This is a genomic window from Rosenbergiella sp. YN46 (assembly GCF_036620675.1).
Classification (GTDB): domain Bacteria; phylum Pseudomonadota; class Gammaproteobacteria; order Enterobacterales; family Enterobacteriaceae; genus Jejubacter.
The window spans coordinates 319,662-337,535 of the sequence record NZ_JAZHEE010000002.1 but is presented as its reverse complement, the minus strand read 5'-3'; the positions used below and the strand labels follow the sequence as shown (position 1 = coordinate 337,535).

At 57.3% G+C, this 17,874-nt stretch carries 14 protein-coding genes and 2 other RNA genes; 7 read left to right on the top strand and 9 right to left on the bottom strand.

The window, feature by feature from the left end; all coding sequences use genetic code 11:
- Positions 1–75: non-coding RNA, RtT sRNA (locus tag V3W49_RS03330), on the top strand; the annotation flags it as partial.
- 46 nt (positions 76–121) lie between these two features.
- Positions 122–252, top strand: a non-coding RNA gene (locus V3W49_RS03325) — RtT sRNA.
- 360 nt (positions 253–612) lie between these two features.
- On the opposite strand, the gene narI is transcribed toward V3W49_RS03325, so the two are convergent.
- From narI to V3W49_RS03300, 5 genes are all read right to left on the bottom strand, one after another.
- A complete protein-coding gene (gene narI, locus V3W49_RS03320) occupies positions 613–1,290 on the bottom strand; it encodes a respiratory nitrate reductase subunit gamma (RefSeq protein WP_500143677.1) in 678 nt (225 codons plus the stop codon).
- A complete protein-coding gene (gene narJ / locus V3W49_RS03315) occupies positions 1,290–2,000 on the bottom strand; it encodes a nitrate reductase molybdenum cofactor assembly chaperone (RefSeq protein WP_500143675.1) in 711 nt (236 codons plus the stop codon). The genes narI and narJ overlap by 1 nt, the downstream gene beginning before the upstream one ends.
- Positions 1,993–3,528 carry a nitrate reductase subunit beta gene (gene narH / locus V3W49_RS03310; RefSeq protein ID WP_500143674.1) on the bottom strand — a complete coding sequence of 512 codons (1,536 nt, stop codon included), beginning with the start codon at positions 3,526–3,528 and terminating at the stop codon, positions 1,993–1,995. Before narH ends, narJ begins: the two co-directional genes overlap by 8 nt.
- Positions 3,525–7,277: a nitrate reductase subunit alpha gene (locus V3W49_RS03305; protein ID WP_500143673.1), complete on the bottom strand. Its 3,753-nt coding sequence runs from the start codon at positions 7,275–7,277 to the stop codon at positions 3,525–3,527. Before V3W49_RS03305 ends, narH begins: the two co-directional genes overlap by 4 nt.
- Positions 7,278–7,679: 402 nt before the next feature.
- On the bottom strand, positions 7,680–9,074 hold the full coding sequence (locus V3W49_RS03300; RefSeq protein WP_500143672.1) for a NarK family nitrate/nitrite MFS transporter: 1,395 nt from the start codon (positions 9,072–9,074) through the stop codon (positions 7,680–7,682).
- Between the two features lie 311 nt (positions 9,075–9,385).
- On the opposite strand from V3W49_RS03300, the gene narX reads away from it, so the two are divergent.
- Both narX and narL read left to right on the top strand, forming a co-directional pair.
- The gene (gene narX, locus V3W49_RS03295; RefSeq protein ID WP_500143671.1) at positions 9,386–11,179 is read left to right on the top strand and encodes a nitrate/nitrite two-component system sensor histidine kinase NarX; all 1,794 of its coding nucleotides are present in this window, start codon (positions 9,386–9,388) and stop codon (positions 11,177–11,179) included.
- The gene (gene narL, locus V3W49_RS03290; protein WP_500143670.1) at positions 11,176–11,826 is read left to right on the top strand and encodes a two-component system response regulator NarL; all 651 of its coding nucleotides are present in this window, start codon (positions 11,176–11,178) and stop codon (positions 11,824–11,826) included. The genes narX and narL overlap by 4 nt, the downstream gene beginning before the upstream one ends.
- Before the next feature lie 5 nt (positions 11,827–11,831).
- Here the strand turns inward: narL and V3W49_RS03285 are convergent, their stop codons facing one another.
- Entirely contained in the window at positions 11,832–13,154 is a 1,323-nt protein-coding gene (locus V3W49_RS03285; protein ID WP_500143669.1) for a YchO/YchP family invasin, read from the bottom strand.
- Between the two features lie 256 nt (positions 13,155–13,410).
- Between V3W49_RS03285 and V3W49_RS03280 the strand changes: the two genes are divergently transcribed.
- Entirely contained in the window at positions 13,411–13,956 is a 546-nt protein-coding gene (locus V3W49_RS03280; protein ID WP_500143668.1) for a YbhB/YbcL family Raf kinase inhibitor-like protein, read from the top strand.
- A gap of 15 nt (positions 13,957–13,971) precedes the next feature.
- Here V3W49_RS03280 and V3W49_RS03275 read toward each other — a convergent pair whose 3' ends face one another.
- Entirely contained in the window at positions 13,972–14,127 is a 156-nt protein-coding gene (locus V3W49_RS03275; protein ID WP_500143667.1) for a hypothetical protein, read from the bottom strand.
- A 69-nt stretch (positions 14,128–14,196) separates the two neighbouring features.
- Between V3W49_RS03275 and V3W49_RS03270 the strand changes: the two genes are divergently transcribed.
- The gene (locus V3W49_RS03270) at positions 14,197–14,550 is read left to right on the top strand and encodes a DsrE/DsrF/TusD sulfur relay family protein (protein ID WP_500143666.1); all 354 of its coding nucleotides are present in this window, start codon (positions 14,197–14,199) and stop codon (positions 14,548–14,550) included.
- A 4-nt stretch (positions 14,551–14,554) separates the two neighbouring features.
- Here the strand turns inward: V3W49_RS03270 and V3W49_RS03265 are convergent, their stop codons facing one another.
- Complete coding sequence (locus V3W49_RS03265; protein ID WP_500143665.1) at positions 14,555–15,232, bottom strand: gamma-glutamylcyclotransferase; 678 nt, start codon at positions 15,230–15,232, stop codon at positions 14,555–14,557.
- A gap of 603 nt (positions 15,233–15,835) precedes the next feature.
- Here V3W49_RS03265 and chaA point away from each other — a divergent pair.
- Positions 15,836–16,936, top strand: a complete 1,101-nt coding sequence (gene chaA, locus V3W49_RS03260; protein ID WP_500143664.1) for a sodium-potassium/proton antiporter ChaA — start codon at positions 15,836–15,838, stop codon at positions 16,934–16,936.
- A gap of 71 nt (positions 16,937–17,007) precedes the next feature.
- Here chaA and kdsA read toward each other — a convergent pair whose 3' ends face one another.
- Positions 17,008–17,862 carry a 3-deoxy-8-phosphooctulonate synthase gene (gene kdsA / locus V3W49_RS03255; RefSeq protein WP_500143663.1) on the bottom strand — a complete coding sequence of 285 codons (855 nt, stop codon included), beginning with the start codon at positions 17,860–17,862 and terminating at the stop codon, positions 17,008–17,010.
- Positions 17,863–17,874 lie beyond the last annotated feature (12 nt).

Genomic DNA, 17,874 nt, shown 5'->3' with positions numbered 1-17,874 from the left:
GCGAGAGAACGTTGCCGCAGGCAACGGCCCGCAGGGTGAGGAGCGCAGCGACGAATTATCCTTCCCCCACCACCATCACTTTATGTTTCTCCGTATTTAATCCCAGAGTCAGTTTTTCCATAGTGTGCAAGCACGGGGAAGGACGAGAAGCTTCGACTAAGGTTCGACCCGAGCGCAGCGAGAGAACGTTGCCGCAGGCAACGGCCCGCAGGGTGAGGAGCGCAGCGACGAATTATCCTTCCCCCACCACCATCTCTTCGTGGTTGATTCCCCGACAGTTCTTCTTCCTCTGTTGCATAACAGCCGCGCCTCTTTATTTTGCACGCTGGACGGTCAAGTGGAAAAGAGCGAGAAATCCCAACGTTACGGCGCCTTTCTGGCTGAACGCCTTAAAAGTGAAAATCCGCCTTCATAGAAGGCGGCATTGATTTCGCCCTATAGGAGCGTACCAAAGACCTTAAAAAGAGGTATCTGCCCGTCCTGAGAGATTTAAATCCGAAGACAATAAGGCAAAGCCAAAACCTGCTGATGACCACACCCGCAGGGCGTGGTTTTCAGCTGGCAATAAAAAAACCCTGCGAAAGCAGGGTTTCTCGGCTCGGGTAGCAAATATCAGCGGCGGGCGCGCACCAGTTGATATTTGCGGGTCAGATACTCCACCGGCGCGCTCCAGATGTGCACCAGACGGGTAAAGGGGAAGAGTACGAACAGCGTCATCCCCAGCACCAGATGAATGCGGAATACGGTTGCCACACCGTCCAGGTGGGCGGAGGCCCCGCCGTGAAAGGTCACCACGGACTGAGCCCAGCCTACCAGCTTCATCATCTCGGAACCGTCCAGATGCCGGGCGGAGAACGGGATCGTCAGCAGCCCCAGCGCGCACTGAATCATCAGCAGACTCAGAATCAGAATATCCGCCGTGGTAGAGGTCGCACGAATACGCGGGTTGAACAGACGGCGCTTCAGCAACAGTAGCCCGCCCACCAGCGTCATCACGCCGCACAAGCCGCCTGCGATCATCGCCAGTTTCTGTTTCACGTCGATAGGCAGAAACGCTTCGTACATCCAGTGCGGCGTCAGCATCCCAAAGAAGTGACCGAAGATGATGCCCAAAATCCCGAAGTGAAACAGGTTAGAAGCCATGTTCATGCCCTTTTTATCCAGCATCTGACTGGATGAGGCGCGCCAGGTGTACTGGCCATAGTCATAGCGCAGCCAGCTACCGACCAGAAACACCGTCCCGGCGATATAGGGGTAGATATCGAAGAAGAACATATTCAGGAAGTGCATTATTGCTGTCCCCCGGTAGAGATATTCAGATATTGCGGCGCGACGGCACCAGCAAAGCGACGCTGATGTTCGGCGATCTCAGAGTCGCCGCAGCCGCTGTCCGCGAAGAATTTCACCTGCTCCTCCTCCCAGACCGCATCCAGGGCCTGGGTGGTATCGTCGCGGGCTTCGTCGGCAATCTGCTTGCCGACCTGTTCAACATCCATCCGGCTTTCGCAAAGCGACAGCAGCAGGTCGAACAGCAGCGCGTAACGGCTGTCGCGCTTCTTGAGCCGGGCGCTAAGCAGTGCCAGAATCGGCGCGATATCGTCCAGACCGGAGCGAGCTTCCTGTTCCGGCAACTGCGCCAGATATTCCAGATAAAGCGGCAGATGATCCGGCAGCTCGTGGCTGTCGAGCTGCAGGCCAATCCGCTGGTATTGCGCCATCAGATCGACCATTGCCTGACCGCGATCGCGTGACTCGCCGTGCACATGTTCAAACAGCAGCAGCGAGGTGGCGCGACCGCGATCGAACAGCTCGCCGTAAGCGGCCTGGACATCCAGCAGATCTTTAGCCAGCAGATCGCGTAGAAAGACGCCCAGTTCGTGGGCATCGCTCCTGTTCAATGCCTGAGCGTCGTTAATGGCGGCAAACAGCTCCTGCTGATGCTCAGCCAGCGCCGCATCCGGGTACTCCAGCAGACGGGAAATAATCACCAGTTCAATCATTTTTGTTGCTCCGGGCGCTCACATCGATAGCGTCAATGCGGCGGCTGTTGAACAGATTGAATTTGGTGTCCGAACCGTGGCAACCGTCGCCAAAACTGAAACCGCAGCCGCTCTTCTCGGGGAAAGCGTCATGAGCCAGTTCGCGGTGGCTGGTCGGCACCACAAAGCGATCTTCATAGTTAGCGATAGCCAGGTAACGATACATCTCCTGCGCCTGGGCTTCAGTGAGCCCAACTTCTTCCAGCGCCCGGGTATCGCTCACGCCATCAACCGTTTCGGCGCGCTTGTAGTGGCGCATCGCCAGCATCCGCTTCAGGGCCCGCAGTACCGGCTGGGTATCGCCCGCCGTCAGCAGATTCGCCAGGTACTGCACCGGAATACGCAGGCTTTCCACGTCAGGCAGAATGCCGCTGTGCGGCAGCTCGCCGGCGTCGGCCGCAGACTGAATCGGCGACAGGGGCGGCACGTACCAGACCATCGGCAGGGTGCGATATTCCGGATGCAGCGGTAGCGCCAGCTTCCAGTCCATCGCCATTTTGTAGACCGGCGACTGCTGAGCCGCATCGATCACGCTCTGAGGAACGCCGTCTTTCAGGGCCTGTTCGATAACTTGCGGATCGTTCGGGTCGAGGAAGACATCCAGCTGACGCTGGTAGAGATCCTGTTCGCTCTCGGTGCTGGCCGCCTGCTCAATGGCGTCTGCGTCATAGAGCAACACGCCCAGATAGCGGATGCGACCGACGCAGGTTTCGGAACAGACGGTCGGCATGCCGGCTTCGATACGCGGATAGCAGAAGATACACTTCTCGGACTTGCCGCTCTTCCAGTTGAAGTAGATTTTTTTATACGGGCAGCCGGTAATGCACATCCGCCAGCCGCGGCACTTGTCCTGATCGATCAGCACGATGCCGTCTTCTTCACGCTTATAGATGGCGCCGCTCGGACAGGTGGCGACACAGGCCGGGTTAAGGCAGTGCTCACACAGACGCGGCAGATACATCATAAAGGTGTTTTCAAACTGGCCGTACATCGCCTTCTGCATGTTTTCGAAGTTCTGATCCTGGCTGCGTTTTTCAAACTCACCGCCCAGAATCTCTTCCCAGTTGGGGCCCGCTTCGATTTTGTTCATCCGCTTACCGGTAATCAGCGAACGCGGGCGAGCGATAGGCTGATGTTTACCTTCCGGCGCGTTGTGCAGATGCTGGTAGTCGTAGTCAAACGGCTCGTAGTAATCATCAATGCCCGGCAAATGTGGGTTGGCAAAAATCTTGCCCAGCAGCATACCGCGGCTGCCCATACGCGGCTGCAGCTTGCCGTTGATTTTGCGGATCCAGCCGCCCTTCCATTTTTCCTGGTTTTCCCAGTCATTAGGGAAGCCGACGCCTGGCTTGCTTTCGACATTATTGAACCAGGCGTACTCCATCCCTTCACGGCTAGTCCAGACATTTTTACAGGTTACCGAACAGGTGTGGCAGCCGATGCACTTATCCAGATTCAGCACCATGCCGACTTGTGAACGAATCTTCATTTTACGCTCTCCTGCTCCTGTTTCTGATCGCGACCGCTATCATCTAACCAGTCAATATTTTTCATCTTACGAACCACCACGAACTCATCGCGGTTAGAGCCCACGGTGCCGTAGTAGTTAAAGCCGTAGGCCAACTGGGCGTAGCCGCCAATCATATGGGTCGGTTTCGGACTGATACGGGTGACCGAGTTATGGATACCGCCACGCTGGCCGGTAATTTCCGAACCCGGAATATTCACGATGCGCTCCTGGGCGTGGTACATCATGGTCATGCCGGATGGGACGCGCTGGCTCACCACGGCACGAGCCGTCAGGGCGCCGTTGCTGTTAAACACTTCGATCCAGTCGTTATCGGCAATGCCCAGCTCGACGGCATCCACTTCGCTCATCCAGACTATCGGGCCGCCGCGCGACAGCGTCAGCATCAGCAGGTTGTCGCTGTAGGTGGAGTGAATTCCCCACTTCTGGTGCGGTGTCAGGAAGTTGAGCGCTTTTTCCGGGTTGCCGTTGGATTTAGCGCCCATCACCGCTTTTACCGAACGAGTGTCGATAGGCGGACGATAAACCAGCAGGCTTTCGCCGAAGTCACGCATCCACTGGTGATCCTGATAAAGCTGCTGGCGGCCGGAAATAGTACGCCACGGAATCAGCTCGTGAACGTTGGTGTAGCCCGCGTTATAAGAGACATGTTCATCTTCAAGTCCCGACCAGGTGGGGCTTGAGATAATCTTACGTGGCTGAGCCTGAATATCGCGGAAGCGAATCTTCTCGTCTTCCTTATTCAGCGCCAGATGTGTATGGTCGCGACCGGTAAACTCGCTGAGCGCCGCCCAGGCTTTGACCGCCACCTGGCCGTTGGTTTCCGGCGCCAGGGTAAGAATCATCTCTGCGGCGTCGATAGCGCTGTTCAGCATCGGCTGGCCTTTGGCCGGGCCTTCCGCCTTCTGGTAGTTGAGCTTACGCAGTAGATCCATTTCGCTTTGGGTGTTCCAGGCGATGCCCTTACCGCCGTTTCCGATGGTTTCGAGCAGCGGCCCGATAGAGGTAAAGCGTTCGTAAGTGGCCGGATAGTCGCGCTCCACCACCATCAGGTGCGGCGCAGTTTTGCCCGGAATCAGGTCACATTCGCCTTTCTTCCAGTCTTTCACCTCCAGCGGCTGCGCCAGTTCAGCGGCAGAGTCGTGCTGGATAGGCAGAGTGACGACGTCGGTCTCCTGACCCAGGTGGCCTTCACAGACCTCGGAGAATTTCTTCGCAATACCTTTATAGATTTCCCAGTCGCTCTTCGACTCCCAGGCGGGGTCGACAGCGGCGGAAAGCGGATGAATAAACGGATGCATATCCGAGGTATTCATATCGTCTTTCTCATACCAGGTGGCGGTCGGCAGCACGATATCGGAATAGAGGCAGGTGCTGGACAGGCGGAAGTCGAGGGTGACCACCAGATCCAGTTTGCCTTCCAGACCGTTATCCACCCATTCAGCCTCTTCCGGCATCACGCCGCCCTGCTCGCCCAGGTCCTTACCCTGAATGCCGTTCTCAGTACCCAGCAGGTACTTCAGCATATATTCATGCCCCTTACCGGAAGAGCCCAACAGGTTGGAACGCCAGATAAACAGGTTGCGCGGGTGGTTAGCGCCGCTGTCAGGCTGTTCGGCAGCGAAACGGATATCGCCGGATTTCAGCGCCTTAACGGTATAGTCCGCCGGGCTCATACCCGCCGCGTCCGCAGCCGCTTTAATGGTCAGCGGGTTGGTGTTGAGCTGCGGCGCGGAAGGCAGCCAGCCCATACGTTCGGCGCGCACGTTAAAGTCGATGAGATGGCCGCTATAGCGGGATTTATCCGCCATCGGCGACAGCAGCTCTTCCGCCGTCAGCGACTCATAGCGCCACTGGCTGGAATGGTTATAGAAGAACGAGGTACTGTTCATATGGCGCGGCGGGCGCTGCCAGTCAAGAGCGAACGCCAGCGGCTGCCAGCCAGTCTGCGGACGCAATTTTTCCTGGCCCACGTAGTGCGCCCAACCGCCGCCGCTCTGACCAATACAGCCGCAGAAGATCAGCATATTGATCAGGCCGCGGTAGTTCATATCCATGTGGTACCAGTGATTCAGACCGGCACCGACGATAATCATGGAACGACCGTGGGTCTTGTTGGCGTTATCGGCGAATTCACGGGCAGTGCGGATGATTTGCTGGCGCGGTACGCCGGTAATCTGCTCGGCCCAGGCCGGCGTGTAAGCCTTAATATCGTCGTAGCTGGTCGCGCAGTTGGCGTCTTCCAGACCGCGATCCAGGCCGTAGTTAGCCATGGTCAGATCATAAACGGTGGTGACCAGCGCACTGGAGCCATCGGCCAGTTGCAGGCGCTTCACTGGCAGTTTATGCAGCAGGATATTTTCAAGCTCGACCCGGTTAAAGTTTTCATTACCGGTCGCGCCAAAGTACGGGAAGCCCACTTCAGCCACTTCATCGTGGCTGCCCAGCAGGCTCAGACGCAGAGTGGTCTCTTCGCCTGAAGTACCATCGCGCTGCTCCAGGTTCCATTTGCCTTTCTCGCCCCAGCGGAAACCGATAGAACCGTTAGGCGCTACCAGTTCGCCTTTCTCATCGTCGCAGGCCACGGTTTTCCACTCAGGGTTGTTTTCCTGGCCCAGCGCATCCACCAGATCGGCGGCGCGCAGCATACGGCCAGCCGCGTAATAACCGTCACGCTGTTCCAGCATCACCAGCATCGGCATGTCGGTGTAGCGGCGTACGTAGTCGGTGAAGTACTGGCTCGGATTATCCAGGTGGAATTCGCGCAGCATCACGTGGCCCATCGCCAGCGCCATCGCGCTGTCGGTGCCCTGCTTCGGCGCCAGCCACAGATCGCACAGCTTGGCGATCTCCGCATAGTCCGGAGTCACCGCAACGGTCTTGGTTCCTTTGTAGCGCACCTCGGTAAAGAAGTGGGCGTCCGGCGTACGGGTCTGCGGTACGTTGGAACCCCAGGCGATAATGTAGCTGGAGTTATACCAGTCGGCGGATTCCGGCACATCAGTCTGCTCGCCCCAGGTCATGGGCGATGCCGGTGGCAGGTCGCAATACCAGTCGTAGAAGCTCAGACAAGCGCCGCCGATAAGTGACAGATAGCGGGCGCCGGAAGCGTAGGAAACCATGGACATCGCCGGAATCGGCGAGAAACCAGCCACGCGATCGGGGCCGTAGTTCTTGATGGTCCAGACGTTAGCGGCAGCGATAATCTCATTGACTTCCTGCCAGGAGGAGCGGACAAAACCACCGCGGCCGCGAGCCTGCTTATAGCGTTTGGTCTGCTCTTTATCCGCCATAATAGCAGCCCAGGCTTCTACCGGGTCACTGTTGCGGGTCTTCGCTTCACGCCACAGCTTCATCAAATGCTTACGCATCAGGGGGTATTTCAGGCGGTTGGCGCTGTAGAGATACCAGGAATAGCTGGCGCCGCGCGGGCAGCCGCGAGGTTCGTGGTTCGGCATATCCGGGCGAGTGCGCGGATAGTCGGTCTGCTGGGTTTCCCAGGTGACCAGACCATTTTTCACGTAGATCTTCCAGCTGCAGGAGCCGGTACAGTTTACGCCGTGGGTTGAACGCACAATTTTATCGTGCTGCCAGCGCTGGCGGTAACCTTCTTCCCAGTCCCTGTTGGTATTCAGCAGTTGACCGTGACCGTCGGCAAAGGTTTCGCCCTTCTGTTTGAAGTAACGAAACCGATCAAAAAATTTGCTCATCGGGATTCTCCTGATGTGGAGCTTTTAGCTCTCATAAATCGACATTGCTGGATTTGTCGCAACGGTAACGCGCGGAATTGCCAGCAGATTTGATAACGATCAACGCTACCGGGGTTAGGTCATTCCCATGGAAACCTTCATACCCCCAAAGTGGCACAAACGGAATTCAATTAACATATTGTTTTATATCGATTATTTTAAAAAAAATGAGAAAACGGATGGAAACAAATCAGTACGAAGGTATTAAGGGGTAGGGATGACGGAACTAAATCGAGACTAACCGGTTGAGGAGACGAGATAATTACGATGAAACAAGTATGTTGTAACTAAATAAATAACAAAAAAAGCGCGGCCCGCCGCCGCGCAAAAGGATAACCATAAAGGTTAAATCAAATTATTTACTTATTTGCTGGCGCGCTTACGACCATAAACGGCCCAGGTAATTACCACGCACAGAATGTAGAACACCAGGAAGACTTTCATTGCCCCGGCCGGAGAACCGGTCATTTCCAGCGATGTTCCGAAGGCTTTCGGAATGAAGAAACCGCCGATAGCGCCGATGGCGGAGATAAAACCCAGCGCTGCGGCAGTGTCAGTCGCCGCTTCGCGCATCGCTTCTTCTTCGCTGCCGCCCGCCGCTTTTACGCGATCCATCGTCAGCTTACGGAAAATCACCGATATCATCTGGAAGGTGGAGCCGCTCCCCAGACCGGCAGTCAGGAACAGCACCAGGAACACGCCAAAGAAGGCCATAAAGTTGCCGCCCTCACCCGCCGTCGGCAGTGTCATAAACAGCGCGGCGCTGAAAATCGCCATCAGTACAAAGTTAATCAGCGTGACCCGGGTTCCCCCCAGACGGTCAGAGATAGCGCCACCCGCTGAACGCGCCAGTGCGCCGATCAGTGGGCCGAAGAAGGCATAGTGCATCACGTCTATCTGCGGAAACTGGGTTTTGGAAAGCATCGCGAAACCGGCAGAAAAACCAATGAACGAGCCAAAAGTTGCCAGATACAGCAGGCTCATAATCCACAAGTGGCCGCGCTTAAGCACCGGTAACTGCTCACTCAGAGAGGCTTTCGATGCCGATAGGTCATTCATGCCAAACCAGGCAGCGATAGTAAAAATCGCTAGCGGAATCACCCATACCCAGGCGGCGTTTTCCAGGAACAGACGGCTACCGTCGCTCTGCATCACCCCGTCCCCGCCAAATACGGCAAACATAGACAGCGACAGCACCAGCGGGGCGACCAGCTGCATGACACTCACGCCCATGTTGCCAAGGCCGCCATTAATGCCCAGGGCACCACCCTGCTTGCTCTTGGGAAAGAAAAAGCTGATGTTAGCCATGCTCGATGCGAAGTTAGCCCCGGCGAATCCACACAGCAGCGAGATAATAATAAAGGTACTGAACGAAGTGGTCGGATCCTGTACGGCAAAACCCAGCCACACGCAGGGGACGATAAGAATACCGGTGCTGAACGCCGTCCAGCGACGGCCGCCAAATACCGGCACCATAAAAGAGTAAGGCACACGCAGCAGCGCCCCGGAAACCGACGGCAATGCGGTCAGCATAAACAGTTGATCGGTGGTAAAGCTGAAACCGACCTTATTCAGGTTCACTGCGACGGCGCTAAACAGCATCCAGACGCAGAAAGCGAGTAACAGGCAGGGAACCGAAATCCACAGATTACGGCTGGCGATGCGGTGTCCCGTACGTTGCCAGAAAGCCGGATCTTCAGGATGCCAGTCGCTGATGGTTGCACCTGACGAGCGCTCGGGCAGGGCTGACTGAGTCATATATACCTCTAAACTTTATGGGATATCTGCCGCCACATTAGGCCGAACAGGTGAAGATAAGTTGATGTAAATCAATGGATAATCAGACTTTGCGATGAGCAAAAAATGCGCATACTCCTGGAGGAGTACCCCCCGTACGGCAAAAAAGCGCGGTTTTTCACTATGCTGTCCACAAGTGGCAAAAAAGTGTCGTCATTCGCTACTCCCCCGGCAATTAAGAGGTAATCACTTGGAGGTATGGGTATACTCCCGGGGATGACTGAAAATATATTCACGGACTTCCCCTACTCTCCCTGACGGAGCCATCCTTTATGCTGAAGCGCAGCCTTTCTCCCCTGACTCTGTCCAACCAGCTGGCGCTTATCGTGCTGCTGCTTGCAGCGCTGGGCGGCGCGGGGCTGGCGCTGTCAGCCTGGCTTGGTCAGGGGCTACAGGGCAGCGCTCACGCCATCAATAAGGCAGGCTCGCTGCGTATGCAGAGCTACCGCCTGCTGTCAGCCGTCCCACTGCAGCCCGGGGACGAGCGACTACTGGAAGAGATGGCCAGTACCGCCAACAGCATCGAGCTGCGCGATGCCGCCCGCAGCGATCGCCAGAGTCGCCAGTTGGCGGCGCTCACCGACTACTGGCGCAACATTCTGGCCCCGGCCCTGAAAAACGCCAAAAATCCCGACGAGGTCAGTACCAAAGTTGAAGCCTTCGTTGGCTACATCGACGCTCTGGTTACCGCCTTCGACCATACCACCGAACTACGCATTCGCCATGTCATCATGCTACAGATGGCGATGGCGCTGCTGATGGGACTACTCCTTATTTTCACGGTGGTATGGCTGCGTCAGCGCCTGTTTAATCCATGGCGCCAGCTACTGACCATGGCCGCCGCCATCGGCCAGCGTAATTTCAGTCACCGGGTACGGCTGCGCGGGCGCGACGAAATGGCCACTCTTGGAGATGCCCTGAACAGTATGTCCGACGAACTTGCCGAAAGCTATGCCGGGCTGGAGCAGCGGGTGGCAGAAAAGACCGCCGGACTGGCGCGCACTAATCAGATGCTCTCTTTCCTCTATAACGCCAACCGGCGTCTGCACTCCCAGGCCGGCTTCTGTCAGCGCATCACCCCGGTGCTTAATGAACTACGCGCCATTACGCCACTGCGCGAAATCGAACTGCGAGTGTATGAGCATGACGATGAAGAGCACTACCAGGAGTTCACCCTGCGCCCGGACGCTGAGTGTCCGCACAGCGACTGCCAGCTATGCCCACGCCAGGAGCCCGAGCTGTACAACGCCAGCACCGCGTTGAAGTGGCGTCTGACCGACAGCCATACCCAGTACGGTCTGGTGCTGGCTCAACTGCCGCTGGGCAGCGCGCTAAGCCAGGATCAGCAGCAAATGGTGGATACTCTGATGGAGCAACTCACCACCACTCTGGCGCTGGAGCGTCAGTCGGAGCGCCAGCAGCAGCTGGTGGTCATGGAAGAGCGTTCCGCCATCGCCCGTGAATTGCACGACTCTATCGCCCAGTCCCTCTCCTGTATGAAGATTCAGGTAAGCTGCCTGCAAATGCAGGGGGAAGCGCTACCGGAACAGAGCCGTGAGCTGCTGGGGCAGATCCGCAACGAACTGAATACCTCCTGGCGCCAGCTGCGCGAACTGTTAACCACCTTCCGCCTGAAGCTGACCGAACCGGGCCTGCGCCCGTCGCTTGCGGCCAGTTGCCAGGAGTTCAGCGCCCGCCTGGGATTTTCGGTCGCTCTGGATTACCAGCTGCCGCCGCGCCGGGTGCCGGGTCACCAGGCCATTCATCTGGTGCAGATCGCCCGCGAAGCCCTCAACAATACTTTTAAACACGCCGATGCCAGCGCCGCTGGCGTTAGCGTATCCCAGAAAGGTGACAAAATACGCATGACGGTCTGGGACAATGGCCGCGGCATCTCCGGCAGCGGCGAAAAAAGTAACCACTATGGCCTGATCATCATGCGCGACCGCGCCCATAGCCTGAAGGGGGATTGCCAGGTCCGCCCACGCCACGGCGGCGGCACCGAAGTGGTGATAAGTTTTATCCCCGAACCCCAACTCTCTTCTACAACAGGAGCTAATGAATGAGTAACCAGGAAGCATCGACCATCCTGCTTATTGACGATCACCCGATGCTGCGTACCGGCGTGAAACAGCTGATTAGCATGGCCCCCGACCTGAGCGTGGTGGGTGAAGCCGGTAACGGCGAACAGGGTGTTGAACTGGCTGAATCCCTCGACCCGGATCTGATCCTGCTGGATCTCAACATGCCTGGCATGAACGGTCTGGAAACGCTGGATCGACTCCGTGAAAAATCGCTGTCTGGTCGGGTAGTGGTATTCAGCGTATCTAACCATGAAGAAGACGTTGTCACCGCTCTGAAGCGCGGCGCCGACGGCTATCTGCTAAAGGATATGGAGCCAGAAGATCTACTGAAGGCGTTGCACCAGGCTGCCGCTGGCGAAATGGTGCTCAGCGAAACCCTGACACCGATTCTGGCCGCCAGCCTGCGCGCCAACCGCGCCACCTCCGGCCGCGACGTATCTCAGTTGACCCCACGCGAGCGCGATATTCTGAAGCTTATCGCCCAGGGGTTGCCAAATAAGATGATCGCCCGGCGCCTGGACATTACTGAAAGCACCGTTAAGGTGCATGTGAAACACCTGCTAAAGAAGATGAAGCTAAAGTCGCGGGTCGAAGCCGCAGTTTGGGTTCATCAGGAACGGATTTTCTGACCCGCTTATTGGTCGGGCAGTAACTGCCAGCGCGAATCCCGCTCAGGCGCAACGTTCAGAGGCACCTGGGGCCTGAGAACGATCCAGTTAGACGTCACGCGCTGCCCCTTCTCATCTTCCACCGTTACCGACAGGCGCCAGCTGTTTTCCGCTTCCGGCGAATTATCCCAGGCCGGTAAAATCACGGTCCAGCCTTCGGGGCTGCGGCGATCGGGTGGCGGCGTCAGACTCAGCGCCTGGGTATCTCCCTGCCATGAAAGACGGCGAATGCCATAGCGGGAATTCACCTGCAGCTTTAGAACCACCGAATCTCCGGCGTTAAGCTGCCACGGAGGCGTCGCCAGATAAACCGACAGCGTTTTACGCTGGCGGAATTCCATAATCGGCGCGCCGCTGCGTTCAACGTTGTCATAGCGGCTACCGCGCAGCGAAGTGACGGGCGCCACTTCATCGGCAGAAAGCTGCTTCGCCATCGACACGCCGAAGCGATAGTTCAGTTTAAGCCCCAGATCCTCCTGAATATCCCCCTTCTCTCCCTGCTTATGGGAAGCGGTGAAGGTAATCAGCGGGATCGGGGTATAGCTCAGGCCCAGTTTTACCGCCATGGGATCGCGATAGCCGTTGCCGTTGCGAAACAGATCGACGTTATCGCCGAAATACTGCTCCAGGCTGACGCTGGTATTGATGTGCCGATAAAACGGCAGCCGGGCCTGGGCGGTAATATCGTAACCGTGGGCCATACGGGTCTGCTGGCTGATATCGCTCATCCGCCAGTCCCCCAGAGGGTGATAGTAGTTGGCGGACAGCCGCAAATTTTCGCCCCAGGCTTCGGCCCCTACGCTGGCCCGCCGCAGGCTATCATCGAACTCATTATCGTAGAAGGTGTTGTAGCCCAGCAGCCAGTCCCCCGCCACCCAGCGCTGCCCCAGCCCCAGGTTGCCCACCAGCCCCTGGTTCAACTGGCTGACGCCTACCTGGCTCCAGGTCAAAAAGTGGTCGGTATCCTGCCAGGGGGTAAACAACGAACCGCTACTGCCGGTAAACTCCCCTTCCTGGTCCACCTTCAGCGCCACATCGGCATTGCCGTATGGCGAAAGCAGCGACTCCGCTTCACTGGTCACCCGAGTCGCCAGCGCATCGCGCAGATGCTCCATGGCAAACAGTCTCGCTCGCTCACCGGTCGGAAGGTCGCTGTCGGTCATGCTGGCTTCGCCAAAGGCTTTCGCCATAGTCGCGATCTTTTTCTCGGTAGCCGCATCGTCAGGCGCTGAGCCGAGATCGGGCAGGCTATCCCCGTCGTTATCAAAGGGATTTTGCGCCTTCTGCATAAAGGTCGCCCCGACGGCGGCGTCGGGCATGATTTGGCAGAGCAGCAGCAGAAGCGTGAATGTGCAAAAAGATGGATACCGCATATAAAGGTTGTAGCTACTTCCTGAGAATCCGGGTTCGACCAAAGACGCGGGCCTGAATCGCGAGTATAACATAACAGTCCGGGCGCACGATTCCATGGCTAGCAGGCTTTAGCTGAAAAAATCGGCGAGTGTGCCAGGCTTACTCCTGCAACCGTTAACCCATGAGGTTCCCATGAACGCCAGGCTCGTTACCCTGACCTTGCTCAGCGCTCTCAGTCTGCCTGTGCTGGCCGATGCCCCGTTTCGCCTGAATTCCCCTGACTTCACCGACAATGCCCGGCTGGCTCCGCGCTTCGCCGGCAATGCGTCGGATAACCCCAACTGTACCGGCGATAACCACTCCCCGGCGCTGAACTGGTACGACGCCCCGGCCGGCACCCGTAGCTTCGTGCTGCTGATGCACGATCCGGAAGGGGCCAAAGGGCTGGGGGTGACCCATCTGGTGGCTTACAATATTCCTTCCTCCGCCAGCGGTTTTACCGCTAACGATCTGCGCGACGGCAAGGGTTACACCGGCGGCACCAATACGCCGGGTACCACGCGCTGGCACGGCCCCTGCCCCCCGCCGGGCACCAGCGCTCACCACTACACCTTTACCCTGATCGCCAGCGACCTGGCGCCTGATTTGCCTGGCGGACTCACCCGGGAAGCGCTGATGGCACGCCTGAAGGGGCACACGCTGGGCGCCGCCGGGCTGGTGGGGCGTTTTAGTCAGTAGTCAGCCGGTTGCGGATTAGCCCGGACAATAGTGTCGTTCTGACAGGCAGAAGCCGCGGTGGGTACCGGACGTCACTTCCGGCACGGTACCCGATATCCAGCATTCGGGACACTCGCGCACCACAATGAATCCGGCGCGCGCATCACCTGGCGGCGGGGACGAGGTCGTCATATACTCCCTCCAAAATAATCGTTATTTCAAAGCGAGTAAAAGTCATGCCCGCCCGGGCAGGGAGAGAAAATGCAAAAGATCGTGATTATCGCCAACGGCGCCGCCTACGGCAGTGAGTCTCTGTTTAACAGCCTGCGACTGGCCATTGCGCTGCGCGAGCAGAACGCCCAACCGGAAGTGAAGCTGTTTTTAATGTCCGATGCGGTGACCGCCGGTCTGCGCGGCCAGAATCCCGCCGAAGGCTATAACATCCAGCAGATGCTGGAGATTCTGACCGCCCAGGGCGTGCCAGTAAAGCTGTGCAAAACCTGCGCCGACGGCCGCGGCGTCAGCGTCCTGCCGCTGGTGGACGGCGTGGAGATAGGCACCCTGGTGGAACTGGCGGAATGGACTCTGGCGGCCGATAAAGTCCTGACCTTCTGAGCCATTAACGTTCCGGCGCCGTGTTGTGGGAGCCCTGAATCGCACGTACCTCGCGCAATAGTTCATCAAGATTGCTGTCATGCATTCCGAGTTTACCCAGGGTCTGCTCCAGCGAGAACAGATACTGGGCGTTACTGCCAAGTGGGCCATGGGCCGCAGCGATTAACGGCGCGATCGCCCGCGCCCGGGTATCAGACTCATAGAGGGGATGACGAGGATCCATGATAAACACCAGCGCATTGACGATTCGCCCGTCGTCCAGCTGTAGCGGGCACCAGCGCGGCAGATAACAGCCGGTGATCATTTCACGCTTCCACAGTAGCGTCAGCTCCTGCTCCAGAGTCGCTTCCGGCAGCCGAAAGGCCACACCGGTGGTGCGCCCGCCCTCTTTTAACGCCAGCATGCGCCCCGGCTGGCTGGTGGTGCCACGCCCGGCGGTCAGCCGCAGGCAGAAGGCCCGGTGCCAGCCTTCCAGAGAGCCGGTAGCCGACTCTTCATATTCCAGCGCCGGGTTCCACATCAGAGAACCATAACCAAAGATCCAGACCGGCCCGTCGGGACGACAGGCCAGGGTCGCGGCCAGCGATGCCGCCCGCTGTTCGCTCGACCAGAGTAGTGAAGATTCGATGTCGCCAAAGGCGGTACTACAATCTGCGTTAGCTAAAAAATCGCGTGTGATCACCCGTATCCCCCTGCTTAGCGTTACTGCATCACGGCCAGTCAGGAGCCTTCCCGGCTCGCGCGCGGCCTGCCTGTACCGCACGCTTTTTCGACCATAGAAAATTACACCGCCGCTGGCAAGAGGCTGTACATTATTTTTCACGCCAGCAGCGTCAGGCGAGCTTCGGCTTAATGCGCTATTCACCAGGAGATACTTTTGTATATATCTGACCGATATCGACGCCTGAACGCCATTTTTCACGCTAATAGCAGTATCAGTGGAAGATGACATTAACCGAGCAAAAACCGGCCCCAGGCTAAATACCGTTTAAAATCTGGGTATAATACCCCGATAAGTCAGTTAACCGACAAAGCATGCTGATGGAGCAATGGCAGAGATTATAGAAATCAATTAAATTTATCTTATTGATATATATTTAATTTTCACTTAAATCATGTAATTTATCAGCTCATAAAGAAAAATTACACAAAGGCAGTAAAATTTCGTAAAAAACAGAAGCAAAGTGCAACTTTTCTGTTATTTTATCGAGTATTCATGATTTTACTATAATGACTGCTGGCAACGGCAGGTTATTCACCTGCGACTAAGAAGGGAGAATTACAATTGACAAAACAGCATGAGGCGGTAAAAACCCGCCACAAGGAGACAACCCTCATCTTTCCGGTGGTAGCGCTGGTGGTGCTCGCGATGTGGGGCTCCAGTCAGTCGCTACCAGCCATTGCGGGTATCAACATCCTGGCGCTGATCGCCATTCTGAGCAGCGCTTTTAGCGTGGTCCGTCATGCCGATGTTCTCGCCCACCGGCTGGGCGAACCCTACGGCTCGCTGATTCTCAGCCTGTCGGTGGTGATTCTGGAAGTCAGCCTGATCTCTGCGCTGATGGCCACCGGCGAGGCCGCCCCAACCCTGATGCGCGACACGCTCTACTCCATCATTATGATCGTTACTGGCGGTCTGGTCGGCTTCGCGCTGCTAATGGGCGGACGCAAATTCGCCACCCAGTATGTGAACCTGTTCGGCATCAAGCAGTACCTGATGGCTATCTTCCCACTGGCGGTGATCGTGCTGGTGTTCCCCATGGCCCTGAAAGGCGGCAACTTCACCACCGGCCAGTCGCTGCTGGCGGCGCTGATTTCCGCGGCGATGTACGGGGTGTTCCTGCTGATTCAGACCCGCACTCACCAGAGCCTGTTCGTCTACGAGCATGAAGACGAATCAGACGATGACGATCCCCATCACGGTAAACCCTCCGCGCACAGCAGCGTCTGGCACACCGTCTGGCTGATCGTCCATCTGATTGCAGTGATCGCAGTCACCAAGATGAACGCCGTGCCGCTGGAAAGCCTGCTGAACTGGATGAATGCGCCCGTGGCCTTTACCGGCTTCCTGGTGGCGCTGCTGATCCTGTCGCCGGAAGGGCTGGGCGCCATTAAGGCCGTGCTGAATAACCAGGTACAGCGCGCCATGAACCTGTTCTTCGGCTCGGTACTGGCGACAATCTCCCTGACGGTGCCGGCAGTAACCCTGATTGCCATTCTTACCGGTAATGAGCTGACCTTCTCGCTCGGCGCGCCGGAGATGGTGGTGATGCTGACTTCACTGGTGCTGTGCCAGATCTCGTTCTCTACGGGTCGCACTAACGTCCTGAACGGCTCGGCGCACCTGGCGCTGTTCGTCGCCTACCTGATGACAATTTTCGCCTGAGATTCACGCTAACAAAAGAAAGCCCGCGCCACCTTCCGGTGGCGCGGGCTTTTTTAACGTTCTGGCGCTGCTTAACTGCTGGTATCCAGCTCCGGGAAGTTCTTCACCAAATCGTCGATAGCTTTAATCTGCTGCAGGAAGGGTTCCAGCTTCGCCAGCGGCAGTGCCGACGGGCCGTCACAGCGGGCGTTGTCCGGATCCGGATGCGCTTCCAGGAACAGACCAGCCAGACCGACCGCCATTCCGGCGCGGGCCAGCTCCGCCACCTGAGCGCGTCGACCGCTGGAAGCCGCGCCGAACGGGTCGCGACACTGCAGGGCGTGGGTCACATCGAAGATGACCGGCGCATTGCCGGAAACCTGCTTCATCACCCCGAATCCCAGCATGTCGACCACAAGGTTGTCATAGCCGAAGTTGCTGCCGCGATCGCAAAGAATCACCCTGTCATTGCCGCCTTCATGGAATTTATCCACGATGTTGCCCACCTGTCCCGGGCTGATGAACTGCGGCTTTTTGATGTTGATGACCGCATCGGTCTTCGCCATGGCTTCCACCAGATCGGTCTGACGGGCCAGGAAGGCCGGGAGCTGGATAACATCCACCACCTCGGAAACCGGTTGGGCCTGCTGCGGCTCATGTACGTCAGTGATAATTTTCACGCCGAAGGTTTTCTTCAGCTCTTCGAAAATCTTCATCCCCTCTTCCAGACCCGGCCCACGATATGAGTGGATCGAAGAACGGTTCGCCTTATCAAAGGAGGCTTTGAAGACGTAGGGGATGCCAAGCCTGCTGGTGACCTCGACGTAGTGTTCGCAGATGCGCATCGCCAGGTCGCGGGACTCCAGGACGTTCATACCGCCAAACAGCACAAACGGCAGGTCGTTCGCGACCCTGATGTCACCAATGCTAACCACTTTCTGTTTCATATCTTCGCCTTG

What these genes read in the sequence shown, in the direction of transcription:
- narI (WP_500143677.1), bottom strand. Translation starts at nt 1,290, where the DNA reads ATGCACTTCCTGAATATGTTCTTCTTCGATATCTACCCCTATATCGCC.
- narJ (WP_500143675.1), bottom strand. Translation starts at nt 2,000, where the DNA reads ATGATTGAACTGGTGATTATTTCCCGTCTGCTGGAGTACCCGGATGCG.
- narH (WP_500143674.1), bottom strand. Translation starts at nt 3,528, where the DNA reads ATGAAGATTCGTTCACAAGTCGGCATGGTGCTGAATCTGGATAAGTGC.
- V3W49_RS03305 (WP_500143673.1), bottom strand. Translation starts at nt 7,277, where the DNA reads ATGAGCAAATTTTTTGATCGGTTTCGTTACTTCAAACAGAAGGGCGAA.
- V3W49_RS03300 (WP_500143672.1), bottom strand. Translation starts at nt 9,074, where the DNA reads ATGACTCAGTCAGCCCTGCCCGAGCGCTCGTCAGGTGCAACCATCAGC.
- narX (WP_500143671.1), top strand. Translation starts at nt 9,386, where the DNA reads ATGCTGAAGCGCAGCCTTTCTCCCCTGACTCTGTCCAACCAGCTGGCG.
- narL (WP_500143670.1), top strand. Translation starts at nt 11,176, where the DNA reads ATGAGTAACCAGGAAGCATCGACCATCCTGCTTATTGACGATCACCCG.
- V3W49_RS03285 (WP_500143669.1), bottom strand. Translation starts at nt 13,154, where the DNA reads ATGCAGAAGGCGCAAAATCCCTTTGATAACGACGGGGATAGCCTGCCC.
- V3W49_RS03280 (WP_500143668.1), top strand. Translation starts at nt 13,411, where the DNA reads ATGAACGCCAGGCTCGTTACCCTGACCTTGCTCAGCGCTCTCAGTCTG.
- V3W49_RS03275 (WP_500143667.1), bottom strand. Translation starts at nt 14,127, where the DNA reads ATGACGACCTCGTCCCCGCCGCCAGGTGATGCGCGCGCCGGATTCATT.
- V3W49_RS03270 (WP_500143666.1), top strand. Translation starts at nt 14,197, where the DNA reads ATGCAAAAGATCGTGATTATCGCCAACGGCGCCGCCTACGGCAGTGAG.
- kdsA (WP_500143663.1), bottom strand. Translation starts at nt 17,862, where the DNA reads ATGAAACAGAAAGTGGTTAGCATTGGTGACATCAGGGTCGCGAACGAC.